Raw genomic sequence first — 21,175 nt, 5'->3', positions numbered from 1 at the left:
GGTTTTTCCCTGACTCGATTCTTCCCGTCAGCGAACTTTCATAGTTTCAATTTAATCTATCCTTGTTAAGAATCTATCGAGGCCAAGTTACAGTTTCGTAACACTCTGTAATAGTCGACAAAATACTCCAATCTCGAAAAACAACCTACATCCCTACACCCACCTCATAAATTCCTACAAAGACGAAGCGCATTACCCGCGCCAGAACAGGTTCTGTCAGTCCGGCCCCTTTCAGCGCACAGGCCGCCTCTATCACCAGTCAAGGCCGAAAACACCCTGAGAGACCTTGTCCTAAAACTTTATTCAGTTGTATCGGGAATGATTCTGCCTGCAGGGGTCAGCGGAACGCCGAATTCATATGAGTCGGAAAACCGGATACAACTAGAGAAACAGGCTGAGAGCCAGTTCGTATTCCTGAACAACGTCGGCGCGAAAGTCTTGAAGGTAGGAGGGCTCAATCCCCAGCCCCTCGCAGATGCTAAGGTCTAAATCCGGGGTCGAGCGCTCGCCGCTATTGCCCAGTCCCATATCGTAAGCCACACTATCGGCGATATGAATCACCTCGGCGAGCGGTATATCCAGCTGGGAGCCTTCGGGGTAGTGGTGGCAAAGCACGGCGCGGTATAAATTGTCCGACAGCTTCCATGACTGAAGCAATGCGCCGCCAACATCGGCATGGTCGAAGCCAAAGGTTTTTGTCTCAACCTTGAATAAATTCGTATTGGTTTCAGCGCATTCCTGCAGAACCTTGCGTTCCGCGTCCGGCGTCTTTTTATAGATAATCAGACTGCCGATATCGTGAAGCAGGCCAACGACATAATAGCGCTCTGAATTGGCCAGTTTGAAATCCGATGCGATCTTTCGAGAAATCACTCCGCAAGCGATGGAATGCCTCCAGAAAGAGTCCATGGTAACCAGATCCTCCGGGATGCCTTTGAATTTGCCCATCACCGAGACCGCGAGCGCCAGCTCGTTCAATTGCTCCGTACCCAGAATATTCAAGGCGTGGGTGACGGTTTCAATTTTTGCGCTGAAGCCGAAAAAAGCGCTGTTAACAATTTTTAAAACCCGGCCGCAAAGAGCCGCATCCGCAGAAAGAATATGAGCGAAATCGTCGAAGCTACAGTCGGGATCTTCCAAAGCCTTCTTCAGCTTCAGGTACACGGTGGGGACAGAAGAAACCCAATCCTCAATTATCGTCGTAACATTGTCATTCATCAGAACCTTCAGCCGTTGATCTCTTTCAACATGTCCGCCAGTTCGCCCAATTGAACCTTGCTCTTTTCAATGGGAGACGAATCTTCTTCTACAAGGAAATAATGCGCCAACTGGGAATGCCGATCCAGTCGCACCCAACGCAAGCCATCGCCGGAAATTTCATCGGAACCGTAAAGCTTGCCAATCTTGATATTCGGGATCAGCATTTTCGCCGGAATTTGTCTTGTCGGCGCGTCCCCCCTGCGCACCCAAACGGTCTGCAAGGGCTGGATGGAAACCGGTTTATCGTTCTCTGAATTCATTTTCCGCACAACGCTATTAAGAAAGTCGAGTCGATCTTTGCTCTCCCCTGTTTTTCAACAGGAACCACATCGCAATCGAAAGAATAAAAACTATGATGCCGACAAATTGCGAGGTGGATAATACGCCATCTATAACATATCCGCGGTCGTCATTTCTAAAATATTCAATCACAAACCGGCCCACTGCGTAAAGAATGCCATAAGTCCACAGAATCTGCCCATCAAAATGCTTCCTTTTTTGCAACCAGACCAGTATCAAAAAAATCGCTATCGCGTTTAAGGACAAATAGATTTGCGTGGGGTGCAGGGCAATATTCAAGGGAGCAAGTGATTTCGCGTTGGAAAAAGTGATGGCCCAGGGAACGTCGCTTGGCCGACCGTAACAACAGCCCGCAAAAAAACATCCCCAGCGCCCGATGCCCTGCCCAATTGCGATGGCGGGAGCCAGCACATCGGCGACTTTCCAAAGATCCATGCCGCAACGCTTCATGTACACAATGGCGACAATCGTTCCGCCAATGAGTCCACCGTAGAAAACCAGACCGCCTTTCCAGAATTTAAAGGCTTCCAGCGGATTCTGTGAAAAATAGGAGAATTCCACCAGGACGTATAGCAATCGCGCGCCCAGTAAGGACGCGATCATGATATAGAAACACAAATCGACAATTTCCTGCGGGTTCATGCCTTCCCGCTTCGCCTGTCTTGAGGCGTACATGATAGCGGCAAAAAATCCACTGGCCACAAGCAGACCGTAGCTGAATATCTTGACGAATCCAAACTCTAGCAAGACTGGGTGCATGTCAACGTCCTATGGAATCACTGAGGCGGCGCTGGATCAAACCGGGTTCTGACCCGAACTGGCTCCGGCTGGCGGAGGAGGATGCTTGACGATATCAAGAATCATCATCGCCACTCCGGTGGAAATACAGGAATCGGCTACATTGAACGCCGGGAAATGAAAATCGCCCGCATGGAAATACAGGAAATCGATCACTTCGCCATGAATCACGCGGTCGATCACATTGCCGATCGCTCCGCTGAAAATAAGAATCAAACTGGCGAGAGCCAGTCGGCGATGGTTCTCCGTCTGGTGGAAAATAATCAAAATCGCAACGATGGCGATGCTGGAGATGCAAATGAATATCAGCGCCTTGGATTCGATATTGTAACTCGCAAACAAGCCGAACGCCACGCCGGGATTGCGAATATGAGTGATGCTGAAAATTTCGTCAATCACCCAAAAGGAATGATGCCGCGGAATATGTGACACGACAAAATACTTTGTGAACTGGTCAAGCAATATCAACAAGTTCGAAACAAACAAGAGAACCAGGTATTTATTACGCAATTACTCCGCCCCCTGAGCGATTTCAAGATTCTCAACACAGCGCTCGCATAGAAGCGCATCCTTGGCCCCGTCGGAATCAAAATAATTCCAGCAGCGTTCGCATTTTTGCCCGCCAACAGATTGGACAAACACGCCGACGCCCTTCATCGACTCGCTTTGATAGACTTTCTCTTCTTGAGATAAATCGGTCACGATATCAACTTTGGAAACGATGAAAATAAATTTCAATTCGTCAACATCCTCCTGCAAGCGTTTCAAGAGGGCTTCCGGCAATGCCAGCTTGACATGCGCGTCCAGCGAATGGCCGATGACTTTCTCCTGCCGACAAATTTCCAAAGCCCGGCTGACCTCGCCTTTCAGCTCGATCAGGCTTTCCCATTTCTCCCGCAATGCGTCGTCGAACTCAATCGCCCTGTCCTCGGGAAAAGAACTGAGATGCACGCTTTTTTCAGGAGCGCTGCCCTCTGGCAGATAATCCCAAACCTCTTCCGCCATGAAACTCAAAACAGGAGCCATCAAACGCGCCATATCCTGCAGGAGATAATGCAGGGCGGTCTGGCAACTGCGGCGGCCCTTGGAACCCGGCGCGAAGGTGTACAAACGGTCCTTGACGATATCCAGATAAAAAGCGCTGAGATCGACGATACAGAAATTATAGAAGGCGTGATAGAAGGTATGAAATTCATAGCGATCATAAGCGCCCAGAATTTTCTGTTTCAATCCGTTGAAGCGGAACAGAATGTAGCGATCGATCTCCATCAACTCATCCAGCGCCACCGCGTCTTTTTTCGGATCGAAATCGCTCAAATTGCCCAGCAGGAACCGGAACGTGTTTCTGATTTTTCGATAGGCCTCGGTGAGTCGTTTCAAAATTTCCTGAGAGATGCGAATGTCTTCACGGTAATTTTCAGACGCCACCCACAGGCGCAAAACTTCCGCGCCGTATTGATCGATGATCTTTTGAGGCGCGATCACGTTGCCCGCAGACTTCGACATTTTCTTGCCCTTGCCGTCCACCACATAGCCGTGCGTCAGCACCGCCCGGTAAGGCGCTTTTCCCCGCGTGGCGATGGATTCCAACAAGGAACTGTGGAACCAGCCGCGATGCTGATCGCTCCCTTCAAGGTACAGATCGGCGGGCCAGGACTGCTCCGGGTCCGCTTCGAGAACCGCCGCATGGCTGGTACCTGAATCGAACCACACGTCGAGAATATCCTGCTCCTTGCCCAGATTGGAACTGCCGCAGGCGCAGACCGTCCCTTCCGGGACCAGTTCCTTCACGTCCTTTTCAAACCAGTAGTCGGCGCCGTGCTTCTCGATCAAGGCGACGATATGGGCGAAAATTTCTTTGGTCTTGAGCATTTCACCACAGTCCAGGCAGGAAACGATGGCGATCGGAGCGCCCCAGGCCCTCTGCCGGGATACGCACCAGTCGGGACGGTTTTCAACCATTCCATAAATACGCTCGCGCCCCCAATGCGGAATCCACTCGGCTTCATTGATCGCAGACAGCGCCTTGGAGCGCAGACCCTCCTTGTCCATGGAAATGAACCATTGCCGCGTCGCTCGAAAAATGATTGGCTGGTGACAACGCCAGCAGTGCGGATAGGAATGTTTGATCTCGCTTTGATAAATCAGTTTGCCCTCCGCTTCGAGCTTGCTGACGATTTCAGCGTTGGCTTTCATCACAAACATGCCGCCGAATAACGGTAAATCCTCTACAAACACCCCGGCGTCGTCCACCGGATTATAAGTTTCCAGGCCATACTTCATCCCCACCACATAGTCCTCTTGACCATGTCCCGGAGCGGTATGTACGCAACCCGTGCCCTGTTCGAGCGTTACATGGTCGCCAAGAATCACGGTAGATTCTCGGTTGTAAAAGGGATGCTGACAGATCACATGCTCCAGCTCTTTTCCCGCGCATCGGCCCAGAACCGGGAGTTCTTCAACGCCCCATTCCTTTGCAAGAGCGGGCGCCATATCTTCCGCGACGATGATGCATTCGCCATTCAACTCAACAGCGGCGTATTGAAAATCAGGATGCAGGCAGATCGCCATATTGGCGGGAAGCGTCCAGGGCGTGGTCGTCCAGATCACCACCGAGGCGGGACTGGAAGCGTTCAGGCTCGCAGGCAATTCAGACGCAACGGGAAATTTCACATACACCGTGGTCGACTTGTGATCGGCATGCTCCACCTCGGCTTCCGCCAGCGCGGTTTTACAGGACATGCACCAATGCACCGGCTTCAATCCCTTGTACAAAATATCCTGCTCCGCCACCTTGCCCAATTCACGAACGATCGACGCCTGATAGGAAAAATTCATGGTCAGATAAGGCCGTTCCCAATCGGCGAAAACCGCCAGCCGCTTGAACTCCTCGCGCTGAATATCGACAAACCCGGCGGCGTATTCGCGGCACAGTTTGCGGATCTCCGCCTTGTCCGGCGTGTTCTTCTTTTTACGTTCTTCTTTAGTGACCTGATGCTCGATCGGCAGACCATGACAATCCCAGCCGGGGATAAAGCCCGCATCGAACCCATGCATCGTTTTGATTTTCACGATGAAATCCTTGAGGATCTTGTTCAGGGCATGGCCCATGTGAATATGCCCGTTGGCATAGGGGGGGCCGTCATGGAAGGTGAATTTGGGTTTTCCTGCAAAGTGTCGGCGAATCTCGCCGTACAAATTTTCTTCTTCCCAGCGCGCCAGCATTTCCGGCTCCTTTTTCAGGAGATTGGCCTTCATCGGGAAATCAGTTTTGGGTAAATTGAGAGTCTCTTTGTAATCCATTTTTTCCAGATTCAATTTCAAATAGTTTCTAGCGAATAATTCTGACCTGCATTTTTATCCAAGCGCAACGCGCTCTACTTCCACCAACGCTCCGTCTAGAGAAGAGCGAAGCTCATCCTCAACACCTCGATCAACATGGGAAAAACATCCTGAGTGACGAATTGCACCACGTACAAAATGGGAACGCCCAGCACATACCAGAGAATTCCCGTATGCGCCAGATGATCCATCAACACAATTCCCAAAAGCAAAAAAGCGCCGTATCGATCCAGATTCCCCAACCGATTCGCCACCGGCGCCGGCACCAAACCTTTGATGACGCTGGAACCGTCCAGCGGAAAAACGGGAAGCAGATTGAATATCGCCAAGGCGACGTTTATATAAACGCCGAAACATAATACAGTAAAAAGAACGACATTGCTGTAGGGGTCGATGATTCGAATGAAAAAACCGCACAGCACCGCCAGGGCCACATTCGACAAAGGCCCGGCAATCGCCACATACATCATATCTCGACGCGGTTCCTGAAAATTCCGGGGATCAACGGGAACCGGTTTCGCCCAGCCAAAGCCCATGAAATAAAAAAACACCACCCCCATGATGTCCAGATGTTTCAAGGGGTTGAAGGTCAGTCGTCCCAGCTTTTTCGCCGTATCGTCTCCCAGAATGTACGCGATTCTACCGTGAGAATACTCGTGCACGGTCAGGGAGAACAAAATGACCGGGATCATTATGATAAGTAACTGGGTCTTCGTCAAAAAAAGGCTCTTGATGTGAGGAACGCGCCTGAAATAACGACAGTCGCGCCGCTAGAGAACTTCCTGAGGTGCGGATTCATATTCGGGTTCAACCTGATCTGCCACAGAGGCTCATTTTATCTTAATTCCGGGAAAAATCCTAACTCAATCAACCCTCATCATCAGGGCGACGCTCCAATTTCTCGAGTTCCTCCCCAACCTTGGCATATTTCAGAAAAGTGTAGTACGCCATCGACGCAGATATGAAAAAACCCAGTCGGCCCTCCCTGAAACCCTGACGTAAAAAAAAGCATTTCAAAAAAACCCAAAGCGGGTTCAATATCAAGTTGGCCCAACCGGACTTTTTACCAGAGCCCGCGCGCTCACTGGCCGCCAGGCTCGAATAACGGTTCTGGCGCTGAACATAATCCGCCATGTCATGGAAAGAATAATGCAGTAGCGCTTCGCGCATCGCCCCCACCCGGTCATCCGGTTGTAACCGCTCATGCACCTTTCCCTCGGTGAAGCGGACGACGCGCTTGTCGTACAAGCGAATGATCCGGTCCGGGTACCAGCCGCAAAAACGAATCCAGCGTTCGCCAATAAAATTTTTCCTGGGAAAATCATAAGCCGGAAATTCCAGCTGTTGACTCAACATTCTTTGGATTTCCTCCGCGCCTTCCGGCGTGACCGCCTCATCGGCATCCAGATTCAAAACCCATGAATGCGAAGCCTTGTCGGCGCAAAGATTTTTTTGCGCGCCGTAGCCGCGCCATTCCCCCTGAAACACACAATTTGTGTAGCGTTTACATATTTCAAGGGTCCGATCCGTGCTGAAGCTGTCCAAAACTACAATTTCATCCGCCCATTGAACGCTTTTGAGGCATCGTTCGATGTTTTTTTCTTCGTTGAAGCTAATAATTACGACCGATAGCTGATTCAAGTTTGTTTTATTTCCTCAGTCTGTAATTGTCGGTAAACAATTAATTTTACTGATTTTTCGCAATTTTATGCTAAGATATTGAACGATTTCGATGGGCGTATAATCGCATTTTTTACGATAAACCGGGCATAAATTTATTTTCCACCCTTGAATCGATTAATTCAATTTTCCGGGAAGCCATTGTTCCCTGTATTTTAATTAAAAAATGCTTAAAAACCAAACCATTCAAGGCTTACAGGAAACAATTCTCGAATCGGTCGAAAAAATCTGGTTACAGATAGATCAGGTTCTGGGAATTGAACAAACATCCGTTTTTCAACTGTTCAAGCCCTTTTTGTTCGTTGCTTTGGAAAATCCCCTCATTTTATCCGCTTCTCTTGTAGCGCTCTTCGGCATCCCTTACGCATTCATTAAGATTCGAAAAATCAACGCTGAGGCAGAAGAACAATACGACGCCATTATTCAGAGAATGGATTTTGACGAAAGCGAAGAGGTAGAGTCTGAGGAAGAGGATATGGATGATTCCCGCCCCTTGTTCCCGGATTCCCGTTCCAGCGTTGAAGACGAAGACACCGCCCTTGCCATTCTCACTCAACTCGACCGTGAGGAACGAGAACACGCTTTCGACACAGAAGAGGAAGAAGACGCCTACGATGTCGAAGAAAATATCGAAGATTTACAGGCCATTGCAGAATCACTCGATGACGAAGAGTCCGCATCGCCCGGCGACCTGGAAGATTCACAATCCGACCCCTTCGATGGATTTGATCTCGGAGATGACGATGCGACAGCAAAACCAGCCATGGCGCTCGAAGATGACGATGATGAAATGGATCCCGCTCTGAAAGCTTTGCTCAACGACACGCTCGATTTTAGCGAGGAACCCACTCCGGTTTCTCAAACGCTTGCCGAATCGGGCGATCATGATGAATTTTTGCAGGATCAAGCCATACTCGATCTCCAGTCGGAAATGGAGAATTCCATTTCCGAGCTTCAACAACAATTAGACGCATCCCGGTCGCCAGAGAAAAAAACGGAACCGGATGATTCTGATATCGAAGATTTAATGAAGGAAACCTTTGACTTTTCCAGCGACAACGACTCCGAAGACGATGAGTTCAGCGAGCAGAACCAGGAAATTCTCAATCTGCAAAAAGAGATGGAAGATTCGATCAACCAGATATCAGAACAAATCGCTGAACCGGTTTCATTCAACGTCAACTTCGACAATCTGGACGACGAACCCACGCTTGAAGATATTCTGAAAGAAGATGAAGAGGCCCAGGCCGCAACTAAAGTTGATTCCGACGACGACATCGAGTTCACTTTTGAGGAAGAGTCAGAGCCCGCCCCGGCAACCGCAACATCGAGCCGCAATCTCGAAGAGGAATTGACCCTCCCAGAAGATCTGGAAGACTTCCATAACAGAGGCATGGAGACCAGCCCCGTTGCAACGCCGTCAGCCAACGAGCCAAAAAATGAATCCGTTATTCCCGACAATATCAATCCCGAAGACTTTTTCAATCTGGAAGACCTCGCCTCAGACGCCGAAGACGCTGAAGACGCCGAAACGGTAGCGCTTCCCGATATTGAAACGGAAGAAGTTCACCTTGAGCTGGAGCCGGAACCAATCGGTCAGGCGCAGGAGCCTGAAGACGACCTGTTCGGCATGACGCTCGATTCGCCGGTCACATTCGGCTCCCCCGAGGTTGTAGCTGAAGAAGACACGGCGCAGAAAGAACAGCCTGAGTATAGCGCTTCTCTCGAAGATATAATTCCTGATGCGCCGCCAGCGGAAGAACCGCTCTATAAGCCCGCTGTTGAAAAAATGGTTTCGGGAAAAGTCAGTCGTCTGGTGGACAAACTGAACCAGTTTCAGGAAAAAATAGAAAGCCGGATCAACCACCTCGACCCCGGAATGCAGAAGGTTCTGAAAACGTCCGACTTCCTGAAAGGGATGAATTATCAAAAAACCGAGTTCAAGGAAAACGCCTCTAAACCGCCCATAAACGATGAGGATTATATTAATTTACTTGAGTCTTTTATCTTCCTCGAAGAGCAAAAGAAAAAGTAGCTTCAATTGAATTAAACATGATCGCGTTAACTTCTACAGCAAAAATCATCGCCGTTGGCGGCGGAAAAGGCGGCATTGGCAAAAGCGTCGTGAGCGTTAATATCGCAAGCGGACTCGCCCTCGCCGGCCATCATGTCGTCCTGGTCGACACCGACTTTGGCGCGTCCAATCTGCACGCCCTGTTGGGAATCAGCAATCCGCAAAAAGGGTTTCAGGACATCTTTAACAATACAGGCGTCACTTCCGATTCGCTTCTGCTCGACACCGGCATCGACAATTTAAAATTCATCAGCGGGGCCGGAGACAATCCGGGAAGCGCCAATATCGGACAAGAGTCGGTCGAGGCCGTCATTGCGATGATCCGCAATCTGCAAACCGACGTCGTCGTGCTCGATATGGGCCCCGGCACCAATTTCAACGTGATCGATTTTTTTAATATCAGCGATCAGAACATCGTGTTGACAACGCCTGAAATGACTTCGGTCATGAAGACCTTCAGCTTCATCCGCGCCAGCCTGTTTCGCTCCATCAACAAAAAGTTTGCAGACAACGAAGAATTGCAACGCATGGTCGACCACTCCAACCCGCTCAAGGCGGATATCGAAACCTACACGGTCGATCTCCTGAAAGAAAAACTGGCGCAAGTGGCGCCGGAGCGCGTGGAGGAAGTCGACGCTGCCGTGCAGGCCTTCAAGCCGGGTCTGGTCGTCAATCGCGCGCGCAACCGCAGGGACATTCAGGTGGGCGACAACCTCATCCGCCTCGTTCACAAGTACCTGAACGTCGACGTGAAATATCTGGGCTATATCATCGAGAGCGACCGCGTACGCGATTCCGTGGACGACATGATTCCGTTTCTCATCAAAGACCCGCAAAGCAAACCTTCCGAGAACATCCAGCAGATCATCGGCGCCTTGACGAACACCGACTTGCATTTTATAAAACAAGACGGCAATATTTTCGTTTCCAAACAAGTCCGACTTGGCTCCGGCTGGGGCGCCTGATTTTTAGAATCAACGCCTCTTCTGTTCCTCCTGTAAACAAGCAAGCGTCCGTATAATGGAAATCCTGGCCATCCCGTTTTTTAAAGAGCTCATCGCCGAGGCTCGCTCCTTTAAAACGCCGCTCTATGTCGTCGGCGGCGCCGTTCGCGACCGTCTTTTGAACCGGGACAGTACCGATTTTGATCTCACCGGAAACAGAGCCGTCGAAATCGCTCGCGCCATCGCATCGAAAACCCGCTACACGCTGGTCAAACTGGACGACACCCCCGGTCGCGAAACCCTGCGCGTGATCGTGACCGATCCCATCCAGTTTGACTTCACCACCTTGCAGGGAGAAGACATTGAATCGGACTTGAAACAACGCGATTACACGCTGAACGCTCTGGCGATTTCAGCGGAAGATTTCATCAACGAAAAAGACAACTACATCGACCCCTGCAAGGGACAAGCCGATATCGAATCGAAAACCATCCGCGCCGTATCCGCCCGCTCGCTGGAGGAAGACCCCTTGCGCATGTTGCGAGGCATCCGCTTCGCCGCCCTGCTCGATTTTTCCATCGACCCGGAAACCCTGAACCAGATCGCGCAACGCGCCGAACGCCTGCGAGAATCCGCCGCCGAACGCGTCTTATATGAATTGAAACTCTACCTCGGATCAAACAACGCGACGAAGCATTTCGGCAGTCTTTACGATTGCGGTTTGTTTAAAATCTTGTTTCCTGGCGTCACAGATTCTAAAGAAATTCTGAAAGCTCGCCTGGCTCTCATCGAAAGCAACACGCCCCTCCCGCAATCGCCCGACGAGGAGGAAATGGTGGTCCCCCGTCGTCCAAATCCAGCCCTGCTGAAGTTGAGCGCCCTGCTGTTTTCACTGGGCGGCGAAACGGATCACGACATCAGTCCGATTGCTGATTTCTTGAAATCCATGAAAGCGTCCAATGCCGAAATCGCGACAATCTGCCATTCCATACAAACCGGGCATCTGTTTTTAAAAGGGCCTCAAGAAAGCGGCGACGCCGCAATGTACCGTTTCTGCCGACAGACTCACCCCTCCTTTAAAGAAGGCCTGGCGCTTGCCGGGGCGGTCAACCCGCAATGGTCCGTCGACTCAGCAACCGGGTTGCGCTCCATCACCTCCTTTTATGAGACTGTTTTTCTTCCCGGACTCGACAAAGAAGCCTTGATCAACGGTAATGACCTGATTCATAATTTCAACATTCATCCTGGCCCCTTGTTCAAAACCATTCTCGATGCGGTCGAAGAAGCGAAAGTACTGGGAAGCATTTCGAACAAGGAAGAAGCGCTTGCGTTCGCCAAAAACATGACCCAAAAAATTCAATTTCAGCAAGGGGAGCAATGACCATTCATTACAGCAACGGAGAAGTCGCCGGCAAGAAAACCATTTTCGGCAATCATTCCATCGCCCACAAAACGCCGCTACGCATTCTGATCGGCTTTCATGGCGCCGACTCGACGCCGGAGAACATGCTCATCCACGGCAACAAACTGCAAATGGAAAACACCCTTGCGGTGTTCCCGGAAGGCCCGGTTGATGCGGGCGAGGGCTTGTGGAGCTGGTGGAAAGACGGTCCCAAACAAATGGAGTCCGTTAAGGAATTTCTGGAATTTGCCACTCGCGCCATTGAAGACACAGAAGCCTTTGCCCGGCAGAATTATTCACCGACAGAAATCCAGACCTGTCTCTGGGGTTTCTCGCAAGGCGGCGCCGCGTCTCTGGTTTATTCCCTGCTTGGAAAGCGACCCATCCATAAAGTCGCTTCGGTCTGCGGCTTTCTCCCTGAATTGCCCGATGTCGCCGCTGAAGCGCGCAACGCCCAGATATTTGGAATCTTCGGCGCCAACGACGAGGTGGTCCCATCATTTCTTGCTGAATTCGCCCTTGATGAATTGAAAGGCCGGGGACTGCAAGTCACCGCCCGCGAAACTTCGCAGGGCCATGAAATGAATCTGGAAAACATCCGGCATATCGAAGAATTCTTCAATTCAAATGGATAAGGAAGTGTTGACAAGCGAAACAATTTTGCTAGTCTGATCCTGCGTAAAGCAATACAATAAAATAACTAAGGGAAGACGGTGAAAATCCGTCGCGGTCGCGCCGCTGTAACCGGGGACCAAGCCTGCAAAAGCCACTGTTAACACGGGAAGGCGCAGGCAACGGAAGGATCCGGGAGCCAGAACACCTTAATTTTCAGGATAAACTCTTCGCGTTAAAGAGGCGAACTCCCCAGCAACCCACCGGGATCATTCAGCCTCCTTAAATTAAGGACGATCCCGTGACCTCCAGAATTCGCAACAACCCCAAATTTCTCTGTTTTCGCTCGCTGATTCCCTTACTCCTTTTCTGCCTGTCCTGGAATCTATGCGCTCCCTCATTCGCTCAATCCGAGGAAGAAAAAAAATATCCAGACCGTATCATTTCGTCCACGCCCTCCATCACAGAACTTTTGTTCGCGCTCGGCGCGGGCGATCAAGTGGTCGGCGTTTCAGACTACTGCTCTTATCCACCCGAAGCCTGCACCCGTCCCAGTGTCGGCGGATTGCTCAACCCCAGCGTGGAATTCTGGATCACCCTCAAACCCGATCTCATAATTTTTCAGGGGAAGAATTCTCACCTGACCCAGAATGCAAACAATCTGAACATCAAAACGCTCAGCGTTTCCGTCAGCGGTTTGCAAGACATCTTCAACGCAATCCAGATACTGGGAAAAGAGATCGGTAGAAGCAATGAAGCCGAAGCTCTGACGGCACAATTGAAAGAGGGACTCCAGTCCTATCAAGACAAATTGTCTGGAATCCGACCTAAAAACGTTCTGCTGCTTCTGGGTGACAGCAATGATCCTTCAAGGGACATGTACGCCGTCGGCAAGGGAACCTTTCTCGACGAACTCCTGACCTTGTCTGGAGGCAGAAATATTCTTCCCGATTCGCTTTCGCAATACCCTAAAGTCAGCAAGGAATTCATCATCAAAAACTCGCCGGAAATCATCATCGAGGCCGGTCCCAAATCGCGCATGAATGAACAGGAACGTCTGGCGAGAATTCAATCGTGGAAACGCTTCCCCACCATTCAGGCGGTGCAGACCGAATCCATACATTTCATCGGAGCGGATTATATTTTGATTCCTGGGCCGCGAATCCTGAGCATCATTGATAATTTTTCACAAGCCATTCACCCGGAACTTTTCCCGGCCACACCGCAGAGCGTCCACGAAAAACGATGACCGAACCTCTTATAGAAATCCGCGATCTCAGCTTCCGTTACGACGAAGACCCGGTTGTCAAAAACGTCTCCTTAAAAATCAATCGAGGCGAATTCGTCTGCGTGATCGGCCCCAACGGATCAGGCAAATCCACCCTGCTCAAACTGATGGCGGGCATACTGGACGCGCCCAAGGGCTCCGTCTTTTTTCAAGGAAAAGAGTTGCACTCTCATTCGCGCAAGCAGTTGGCGCGATCCATCGCATGGACGCCGCAGGAACATATGCTGGCCTTTTCATTCAGCGTCTCGGAAGTGGTCCTCATGGGACGCCACCCGCACCTGCCCCTGTTTGCTTTCGAGAGCGAGCGCGATCTCGACATCGCGCGGGACGCCATGCAGACCACTCAAACTCTGAAATTTGCCGAACGCAATTACAACGAAATCAGCGGAGGCGAAAAACAGCGCGTCCTGCTCGCTTCCGCCATCGCGCAGGAACCGGAGTTGATGGCGCTGGATGAACCCACTTCGGCGCTCGACATCAAATATCAGGTGCAGATTCTGGAAATTCTCAAGCGTCTCAATAAAGAGCAGAACATGACGCTGATACTGGCCCTGCACGATTTGCATCTGGCCTCCAAGTATTGCGACCGCCTCATCCTGCTCGATCAGGGAGTCGTCGCAAGGGACGGAACGCCGGAACAAGTTCTCGAAGCCGAGATACTCGAAAAAGTCTACGACGTTCCCGTCAAACTGTATCGCGACCCGCAAGGCGGCATTCTCGTATCGCCCGGAACCGAGTCGGGACCTGCCTTTGAGGGACCGGCGCCGTTATGAACCGAACGCGCTATTTCTCAACCCTGTTTTTATTTTTTGCGTTTCTGTTGATCACCATTGGAGTCGCCCCCCTGATCGGCGGAACGCAGATCGATATCGTACGCGCGTTCTCCAGCGATATTCCTTTCGAACAAAATATCGACGCCAACATTCTATTTCTCGCTCGTCTGCCGAGAATTTTACTCGCCGGTCTGGCGGGCGCATCGCTTGCAATCTCCGGCGCCGTTTTTCAGGCCTTGCTACGCAACGATCTGGCCGCGCCTTTCACGCTCGGCGTCTCAAGCGGCGCCGCCTTTGGCGCCGTTTCATTCATCGCTACGGGCGCATCCTTTTCATTTCTAGGAATTCAGGGCATTTCCTGGTGCGCTTTTGCAGGCGCCCTGCTCGCCGTCGGGTTGGTCTTTTCCCTGACCCGTGTGCGTAACAATGAATTCCAGACCGCAACCCTGCTACTGGCTGGAGTGACGGCGAATTTTTTCTTTGCGGCGCTGGTCATGTTCATTCATTATTTGTCGGACTTCATGCAGTCCTTCCGCATCGTGCGCTGGTTGATGGGCGGGCTGGACATCACCGACTACGGCACCGTGCTTTCCGTCGTGCCTCCGGTGGCGATCGGATTCATTCTGCTGATGATCATCGCCCGCGATCTGAACCTCATCAGCGCCGGAGTCGGAGCGGCCATGAGCCGGGGCGTGGACGTCGCAAAAATTCAACAGGGAGGTTTCATTCTGGCCTCTCTCATCACCGGGACCGTCGTCGCCTTCACCGGCCCGATCGGGTTCGTCGGCCTGATCGCTCCGCACATTGTCCGCCTCGTCGTCGGGCCGGACCTGCGTCTGCTTCTGCCGACCACCTTTATGTTCGGCGCGGCATTTTTGATTATCTGCGACACCGTAGCGCGCACCCTGATCTCTCCGACGGAAATCCCCGTGGGCGTGATCACCGCCGTTCTCGGCGGCCCCTTTTTTGTGTGGCTCCTCAAGCGAAAGAAAGCGTGATATGAAAGCAAAAACCCTCATGATTCAGGGCACCGGTTCCAGCGTCGGTAAAAGCGTCGTGTCCGCCGCGCTCTGCCGACTGTTCCGCGACGCCGGTTACAAGGTCGCTCCCTTCAAAGCGCAGAACATGTCGCTCAACTCATTCGTCACCGAAGACGGCGGCGAGATCAGCCGGGCGCAAGCATTTCAGGCGGAGGCCTGCGGCATCAAACCGCGGGTTGAAATGAACCCGCTTCTGCTCAAGCCGATTGCCAACGACCTGTCTCAAGTGGTGCTCATGGGAAAAGCCCAGGGCAACCGTAAGGCCGGGGACTATTTTGCAAGACACGAACTGCACAGGAAGGCCGTCAAGCAAGCCCTCGACGTCATGCGCGACGAATACGATCTGCTCATCATCGAAGGCGCCGGAAGCCCGGCGGAGATCAATCTGAAGCAATGGGACCTGGTCAATATGAACCTCGCAAAACAGGCGGAGGCCCCGGTGGTCATCGTCGCCGATATCGACCGCGGTGGTTCCTTTGCATGGATGAAAGGAACGCTCGATCTTCTGGAACCGGATGAACAGCGACACGTCGCTGGATTTCTCGTCAATAAATTCAGAGGCGATATTAAAATTCTCGAACCCGGCCTGAGGCAATTCGAAGCGCTCGTCGGCAAACCCATTCTCGGCACCCTGCCTTACAACAGAGACCTCATTGTCGACGAGGAGGACTCGCTGGCGCAATGGTCGCATCCAGCTAATCACTTCTCCGGCGACCCGCTCGACATCGCCGTGCTCTGGTTTCCGCATATCGCCAATTTCACGGACCTCGCGCCTCTGGCCTATGACCCCGGCGTTTCCCTGCGCTACGTCGCCCACCCTTCGCAATTGGGACGCCCCGACCTGATCATCATTCCCGGAAGCAAAAGCACGATCGACGATTTGAATTATATGAAACAGGCGGGGATGGAATCGGCGTTAAAAAAAGCGCTCGATGCAGGCGCGCTCATGATGGGCATCTGCGGCGGCTTCCAAATGCTCGGGAAAATCATACGCGACCCGGAACATATCGAGAGCAAACTGGACAGCATCGAGGGACTCGGTTATTTCAACGCCGAAACCATCATGAAACCCGAAAAAATCACACGGCAAACGCACCGAACCGCTCTGCCCTCTTCTATTTTTGCGAACTCGCAGAAAGTCGTCGGTTATGAAATTCATTGTGGAGTCAGCGAGTTTTCAGCTCCCTTTCATTTAATGTTTGAAGGGTTCGAGGGCGAAGATCCTGCGGCGTTGGGTATTTACAATGATGCGGGAACCATCTTCGGCACCTATCTGCACGGCGTCTTCGACAGCGATCCCCTGCGCCAGGCATTTCTCGCTCACGTGCGCAATCAACGCGGCCTGCGGAACGAAGAGGAACCTTTTTCCTATCAGGCCTTCCGCGACTTGCAAATGCATAAACTGAAAGACTGGATAGCGTCCTCTATTTGCATCGACGACTTCGTCCGCATCATCGAGAAGGGCCTATGAATTTTCTCTCTGCCATTGGTTTTTTGACGACGCTACCCGTCCCCAATAAAGCCTTCAGGGAGGATGGCAGGCAGATTCTTTATTTTCCTCTGGTTGGATTGATCATCGGCGTTCTACTCTATGCCGTCGATTCCATCGCCGCCATGATTTTGCCGCATCCCTTGCGCGCCGCTGTGGATGTTGCTTTTCTGACTTTGATCAGCGGCGGACTGCATCTCGACGGGCTGGCCGACTGCGCCGACGGTTTGTTCTCGCATCGCGACCGCGAGCGCAGTCTGGAGATCATGAAAGATTCTCGCATTGGAGTCATGGGAGCGCTGGCGCTCATCCTCTGTCTGCTGTTAAAATACGCAAGCCTGATATCCATCTGCGGAAGCGCGGCGGCAGTCTGGCTGATAGCCGCTCCAGCCTTTGCCCGCGCTTCGTTAAGCGTCGGACTTGTGACCATGAGTCACGCCCGCGCCGAGAAAGGTCTGGGAAATTATTTATATCAGAAAGGCAATTATGCGCTTCTTGCCCTGTGCCCGCTGGCGTTGGTGATTCCTTTTGCCGACGGAATCGTTGAAGCCTGCGTTGCGATTGGCGGCGCGATTCTCATAACGTCTGTAACCCTGGGCTGGTTCAAGAGTCGCTTGGGCGGCGTGACCGGCGACGCGCTCGGAGCGCTTTCAGAAATCTTGGAAACTTTTATATTGGTCGCGGGCGGCGCCTTTTGCGCGTGTCAAAACATACAGTAATTTCATACACACTAGAGAGAACCTTTCATGTCCAACAATAATATTCTCATTACCGGCGGATCGCGAAGCGGCAAGACGCGTCATGCTCTGGATTGCGCCGCTCCCTTTACCGGCGTCAAATACTATCTGGCGACCGCCGAGCCTTTGGACGACGAGATGAAAGATCGCGTCGAGCGCCACCAGAAAGAGAGAGGTCCCGAATGGACCACATGGGAAGAACCGCTCAAAGCCTCTGACAGCATCAGGAAACTCAGCGAAGACGCCAGCGTGATCATTCTCGACTGCATCACCCTCTGGCTGAATAATCTGCTCATGCAGGGCGAGGACGAGGCTTCCATCCGGATCAAGGTTCAGGAACTCATCGACGCCTGCAACCAGGCGGCCTGCCCCGTCATCATCATCACCAACGAGATTGGCGGAGGCATCATTCCTGATAACGCGATGAGTCGGCAATTCCGCGATATCGCGGGAATCACCAACCAGACGCTGGCGCGAGCCTTTTCCAAAGTCGTTCATCTGGTATCGGGTATTCCCGTCACCATCAAACCCCAGGCTACGAGCGCTCCAGACGAAAACAAAGCGGATGAGACGCCCCATGCCTTTCCGCAAACAAAGAAGAACGGAGTCTACGAAGCCATTTACAAGCGCCGGGACATGAGACATTTCCTGCCCGATCCGATTGATCCGGCGGTTCTCGGACGCATTCTCGATGCGGCGCATCACGCAGGTTCGGTCGGTTTCATGCAACCCTGGAACTTTATCGTCATCGACGATCCTGAAGTCAAAAAGAAAGTCGCGCGGAATTTCTCACAGGCCAATGAAGCGGCCTCGAAAAACTACAGCGGCGAGAAAAAAGACCTGTATCAATCGCTCAAACTCGAAGGCATCACCGCGTCGCCCATCAATCTCTGCGTCACCTGCGATAGCGAACGCAACGGCCCGCATGTGCTGGGTCGGAATTCAATATCCGAAACTGACCAGTTCAGCGCTTGCTGTGCGGTTCAAAATCTCTGGCTGGCGGCGCGCGCCGAAGGCATCGCCGTTGGCTGGGTCAGCATTCTCAGCCCCGATCAGCTTAAAAAGGACCTCGATTTACCGGAGCATGTGTTCCCTATCGCCTATCTATGCATTGGTCATACGGAGAGTTTTTACAAAAAACCGATGCTGGAAGAGAAAGGCTGGGCAAAAAGGCTTGCATTAAAACAGCTGGTATATTACAACCAATGGCTGGGAAGGCCGGGCAATTTTAAAGTCGTCCTTCCGCCACCCTCAAAATAGAGGATTCAAAAGATCTAAAGCAACTACAAACCAACATGAAACGTCTGTGTGCAAGGGAAGACCGGTGCAATTCCGGCGCTGTCTCGCAACTGTAAGGAATACGAAATCCGCATTGGCCACTGTCTGAAAGGATGGGAAGGCGCGGTTAGTAGGAAGTTCCAAGCCAGGAGACCTGCATGGACGGATTATAACCTTCGAAAGAAAGGAAAGTTCATGACTCGCTCGTTTTACAAAACGCTCGCCGTCTCCTGTCTGTTAGTTTCATCGCTCAATTCTCATATCGCCATCGCTGAAGACGGCCCCGTCTGGCTGGAACCCAAGACAATCACCTCAACCCGTATCAACACGAATACGGATCAGTTCGCAGGCTCCGCCACCGTAATCACTGCTAAAGAAATCAAGGAATCCGGTCGCACCATGGTCCGGGATATCCTCGCCGACCATCTCAGCATAGACGCCCTGCAAAGCGGCGGCATTGGCACCAGCTCCACCCTGCTGATGCGCGGCGGCAACAGCGATTCCACGCTGGTCATGATCGACGGCGTTCAGGTCAATTCCAATACGCTGGGAAGCTACAATTTCGGCAACATCAATATCGACAATATCGAGCGCATCGAAATTCTGCGCGGGCCGCAAAGCACCGTATGGGGCGCGGACGCAGTCGGCGGCGTCATTCACATCATCACAAAGCGCGGCAAGGGAGCGCCGAAAACGACGTTCCAGTTTGAGGGCGGCAGTTACTCCACCTTCAAAGAATCGCTGAACAGTTCCGGCTCTCATGGAAAACTCAATTATGCAGTGAGCGCTTCTAAGACAGACAGTGGAAGCATTTCCGCCGTCAGTGGAGAACGTTTTGGCGCCACGGAAGCGGACGGCTACGAGAACAAAACCGTATCGACCCGCGTTGGCTACGATTTTGAAAATGATTTGCGCGTTGAATTCATCGGTCGTTATTCCAGTTCACAACTGGACCTCGATAATTTCGAGGCGGACAACGGCGTCCGACAAAGTTCTGAAGAAACATTCAATGTCAGTCTACCCGTCAGCAAGAGCATCACCGACTGGTGGGACTTCAGCTTCCGCCCCAGTTATTTTTACGACGTGGGCAGGGACTCTCAATCGGGCGCCACGCCGTCTAAAGAAGACCAGATTTACAATCGCAACCTGACTTTTGAAGTTCAAAACAACATCCAGTTAGGCGATATCACCTCCGTTGTCATTGGCGGCGAGTATCAGATGCTCACCGGACACAATGTGCTCAACGGTTTCAATCACGACAATCACAATTTTGGCGCGTTCTTTCAAACCCAGTTGAATTTCAACGACACCTATCTGCTATCCGGCGGCTTTCGCCAGGACATTCATTCTGAATTTGAAAATGCATTGACCTGGAAAGTGGAAGGGGCCTACAAGATTCACCAGACCGACACCAAACTCCACGGCGCCTACGCCACTGGTTTCAAAGCGCCGACTTTCAATCAGCAATTCTTCCCCAATTTTGGAACGGCCGGGCTTAAACCCGAGGAAAGCAGGAGCTGGGAATTTGGCGTCAAACAAAGCTTCCTTGGAAACCGCATCACAACCGATATCACCTATTTTGAGATGCGCTTTAACAATCTCATAGAATCCATTGACACCGGCGGCTTCGTTTTTCGCGCCCGCAATGTTGGTAAAGCAAAAACCAACGGCGTCGAAACCAGCCTGCAAGCCCTCCTGCCGCTGGACGCGCGCCTGAACCTGAATTACACCTGGCTGGAAGCGCGCGACGAGGACGGAACTCAACTGCAAAGACGCGCAAGAAATAAAGTATCCGCCAGCATCAGCCGAACATTCTTCGATAAATTCGACGCGCTTCTGGGAGTGCGTTATCGAAGCGGCGTGCGCACCAACAGCTCTGGCACCAAAGAAGTGGACACCTTCACTTTGCTGCGAACCGCGTTCAAATATCAACTGGCCAAGGATCTGGAAATCACGGCCCGGATTGAAAATTTGCTGGATGAGAATTATGAGGAAATATTTGGATTTGGAACGCCGGGGCGAGCAGGATACGCCGGGTTCAATTTCACATTCTAATATGAGTCATTCTGGAGACTTGCAAGTCTCCAGAAGGAATTTCCGCCAATGATAAAATCCACCCATTTATCGAAACCCTTTCTTGCTTCTTTGGTTTTGCATG

The 21,175-nt window shown here is 51.8% G+C and carries 18 protein-coding genes and 2 riboswitches; of the genes, 11 read left to right on the top strand and 7 right to left on the bottom strand.

Going from position 1 to position 21,175, the window contains the following annotated elements; all coding sequences use genetic code 11:
* Positions 1 to 381: 381 nt before the first annotated feature.
* From G3M78_09605 to G3M78_09575, 7 genes are all read right to left on the bottom strand, one after another.
* Positions 382 to 1,218 carry an HDOD domain-containing protein gene (locus tag G3M78_09605; protein ID QPJ65634.1) on the bottom strand — a complete coding sequence of 279 codons (837 nt, stop codon included), beginning with the start codon at positions 1,216 to 1,218 and terminating at the stop codon, positions 382 to 384.
* 8 nt (positions 1,219 to 1,226) lie between these two features.
* A complete protein-coding gene (locus tag G3M78_09600; GenBank protein ID QPJ65633.1) occupies positions 1,227 to 1,520 on the bottom strand; it encodes a hypothetical protein in 294 nt (97 codons plus the stop codon).
* A 16-nt stretch (positions 1,521 to 1,536) separates the two neighbouring features.
* Positions 1,537 to 2,319, bottom strand: a complete 783-nt coding sequence (gene lgt / locus G3M78_09595) for a prolipoprotein diacylglyceryl transferase (protein ID QPJ65632.1) — start codon at positions 2,317 to 2,319, stop codon at positions 1,537 to 1,539.
* A 36-nt stretch (positions 2,320 to 2,355) separates the two neighbouring features.
* Positions 2,356 to 2,868 carry a signal peptidase II gene (gene lspA / locus G3M78_09590; GenBank protein QPJ65631.1) on the bottom strand — a complete coding sequence of 171 codons (513 nt, stop codon included), beginning with the start codon at positions 2,866 to 2,868 and terminating at the stop codon, positions 2,356 to 2,358.
* Positions 2,869 to 5,661, bottom strand: coding sequence for an isoleucine--tRNA ligase (gene ileS, locus G3M78_09585; protein QPJ65630.1), 2,793 nt, complete (start codon positions 5,659 to 5,661; stop codon positions 2,869 to 2,871).
* A 95-nt stretch (positions 5,662 to 5,756) separates the two neighbouring features.
* Positions 5,757 to 6,392 (bottom strand): site-2 protease family protein, encoded by a 636-nt coding sequence (locus tag G3M78_09580; protein ID QPJ66822.1) that lies wholly within the window; start codon positions 6,390 to 6,392, stop codon positions 5,757 to 5,759.
* Between the two features lie 175 nt (positions 6,393 to 6,567).
* Entirely contained in the window at positions 6,568 to 7,341 is a 774-nt protein-coding gene (locus G3M78_09575; GenBank protein QPJ65629.1) for a glycosyltransferase family 2 protein, read from the bottom strand.
* A gap of 205 nt (positions 7,342 to 7,546) precedes the next feature.
* Between G3M78_09575 and G3M78_09570 the strand changes: the two genes are divergently transcribed.
* From G3M78_09570 to G3M78_09520, 11 genes are all read left to right on the top strand, one after another.
* Positions 7,547 to 9,415 carry a hypothetical protein gene (locus G3M78_09570; GenBank protein QPJ65628.1) on the top strand — a complete coding sequence of 623 codons (1,869 nt, stop codon included), beginning with the start codon at positions 7,547 to 7,549 and terminating at the stop codon, positions 9,413 to 9,415.
* A gap of 17 nt (positions 9,416 to 9,432) precedes the next feature.
* Positions 9,433 to 10,419: a MinD/ParA family protein gene (locus tag G3M78_09565; protein ID QPJ65627.1), complete on the top strand. Its 987-nt coding sequence runs from the start codon at positions 9,433 to 9,435 to the stop codon at positions 10,417 to 10,419.
* Between the two features lie 55 nt (positions 10,420 to 10,474).
* Positions 10,475 to 11,779 (top strand): CCA tRNA nucleotidyltransferase, encoded by a 1,305-nt coding sequence (locus G3M78_09560; protein QPJ65626.1) that lies wholly within the window; start codon positions 10,475 to 10,477, stop codon positions 11,777 to 11,779.
* Entirely contained in the window at positions 11,776 to 12,435 is a 660-nt protein-coding gene (locus tag G3M78_09555) for a phospholipase (GenBank protein ID QPJ65625.1), read from the top strand. The genes G3M78_09560 and G3M78_09555 overlap by 4 nt, the downstream gene beginning before the upstream one ends.
* A 67-nt stretch (positions 12,436 to 12,502) precedes the next feature.
* Positions 12,503 to 12,622: riboswitch (cobalamin riboswitch) on the top strand.
* Between the two features lie 91 nt (positions 12,623 to 12,713).
* On the top strand, positions 12,714 to 13,661 hold the full coding sequence (locus tag G3M78_09550) for an ABC transporter substrate-binding protein (GenBank protein ID QPJ65624.1): 948 nt from the start codon (positions 12,714 to 12,716) through the stop codon (positions 13,659 to 13,661).
* On the top strand, positions 13,658 to 14,473 hold the full coding sequence (locus G3M78_09545; GenBank protein QPJ65623.1) for an ABC transporter ATP-binding protein: 816 nt from the start codon (positions 13,658 to 13,660) through the stop codon (positions 14,471 to 14,473). The genes G3M78_09550 and G3M78_09545 overlap by 4 nt, the downstream gene beginning before the upstream one ends.
* On the top strand, positions 14,470 to 15,471 hold the full coding sequence (locus G3M78_09540; protein ID QPJ65622.1) for an iron ABC transporter permease: 1,002 nt from the start codon (positions 14,470 to 14,472) through the stop codon (positions 15,469 to 15,471). Before G3M78_09545 ends, G3M78_09540 begins: the two co-directional genes overlap by 4 nt.
* 1 nt (position 15,472) lies before the next feature.
* A complete protein-coding gene (locus G3M78_09535; GenBank protein QPJ65621.1) occupies positions 15,473 to 16,984 on the top strand; it encodes a cobyric acid synthase in 1,512 nt (503 codons plus the stop codon).
* Positions 16,981 to 17,721: an adenosylcobinamide-GDP ribazoletransferase gene (gene cobS / locus G3M78_09530; protein ID QPJ65620.1), complete on the top strand. Its 741-nt coding sequence runs from the start codon at positions 16,981 to 16,983 to the stop codon at positions 17,719 to 17,721. Before G3M78_09535 ends, cobS begins: the two co-directional genes overlap by 4 nt.
* Positions 17,722 to 18,162: 441 nt before the next feature.
* The gene (gene bluB, locus G3M78_09525) at positions 18,163 to 18,999 is read left to right on the top strand and encodes a 5,6-dimethylbenzimidazole synthase (GenBank protein ID QPJ66821.1); all 837 of its coding nucleotides are present in this window, start codon (positions 18,163 to 18,165) and stop codon (positions 18,997 to 18,999) included.
* Between the two features lie 18 nt (positions 19,000 to 19,017).
* Positions 19,018 to 19,194: riboswitch (cobalamin riboswitch) on the top strand.
* 18 nt (positions 19,195 to 19,212) lie between these two features.
* Positions 19,213 to 21,072, top strand: a complete 1,860-nt coding sequence (locus tag G3M78_09520; GenBank protein ID QPJ65619.1) for a TonB-dependent receptor — start codon at positions 19,213 to 19,215, stop codon at positions 21,070 to 21,072.
* Positions 21,073 to 21,175 lie beyond the last annotated feature (103 nt).

It is taken from the genome of Candidatus Nitrohelix vancouverensis (assembly GCA_015698305.1).
GTDB lineage: Bacteria > Nitrospinota > Nitrospinia > Nitrospinales > VA-1 > Nitrohelix > Nitrohelix vancouverensis.
This window is presented reverse-complemented; position numbering and strand designations above follow the sequence as displayed.

Excerpts from the sequence above, each read along its gene's own strand:
- G3M78_09560 (QPJ65626.1), top strand. The coding sequence starts at position 10,475 with ATGGAAATCCTGGCCATCCCGTTTTTTAAAGAGCTCATCGCCGAGGCT.
- G3M78_09535 (QPJ65621.1), top strand. The coding sequence starts at position 15,473 with ATGAAAGCAAAAACCCTCATGATTCAGGGCACCGGTTCCAGCGTCGGT.
- G3M78_09605 (QPJ65634.1), bottom strand. The coding sequence starts at position 1,218 with ATGAATGACAATGTTACGACGATAATTGAGGATTGGGTTTCTTCTGTC.
- lgt (QPJ65632.1), bottom strand. The coding sequence starts at position 2,319 with ATGCACCCAGTCTTGCTAGAGTTTGGATTCGTCAAGATATTCAGCTAC.
- G3M78_09580 (QPJ66822.1), bottom strand. The coding sequence starts at position 6,392 with ATGATCCCGGTCATTTTGTTCTCCCTGACCGTGCACGAGTATTCTCAC.
- G3M78_09570 (QPJ65628.1), top strand. The coding sequence starts at position 7,547 with ATGCTTAAAAACCAAACCATTCAAGGCTTACAGGAAACAATTCTCGAA.
- ileS (QPJ65630.1), bottom strand. The coding sequence starts at position 5,661 with ATGGATTACAAAGAGACTCTCAATTTACCCAAAACTGATTTCCCGATG.
- G3M78_09600 (QPJ65633.1), bottom strand. The coding sequence starts at position 1,520 with ATGAATTCAGAGAACGATAAACCGGTTTCCATCCAGCCCTTGCAGACC.
- G3M78_09540 (QPJ65622.1), top strand. The coding sequence starts at position 14,470 with ATGAACCGAACGCGCTATTTCTCAACCCTGTTTTTATTTTTTGCGTTT.
- G3M78_09555 (QPJ65625.1), top strand. The coding sequence starts at position 11,776 with ATGACCATTCATTACAGCAACGGAGAAGTCGCCGGCAAGAAAACCATT.
- G3M78_09565 (QPJ65627.1), top strand. The coding sequence starts at position 9,433 with ATGATCGCGTTAACTTCTACAGCAAAAATCATCGCCGTTGGCGGCGGA.
- bluB (QPJ66821.1), top strand. The coding sequence starts at position 18,163 with ATGAGTCGGCAATTCCGCGATATCGCGGGAATCACCAACCAGACGCTG.
- G3M78_09520 (QPJ65619.1), top strand. The coding sequence starts at position 19,213 with ATGACTCGCTCGTTTTACAAAACGCTCGCCGTCTCCTGTCTGTTAGTT.
- G3M78_09545 (QPJ65623.1), top strand. The coding sequence starts at position 13,658 with ATGACCGAACCTCTTATAGAAATCCGCGATCTCAGCTTCCGTTACGAC.
- cobS (QPJ65620.1), top strand. The coding sequence starts at position 16,981 with ATGAATTTTCTCTCTGCCATTGGTTTTTTGACGACGCTACCCGTCCCC.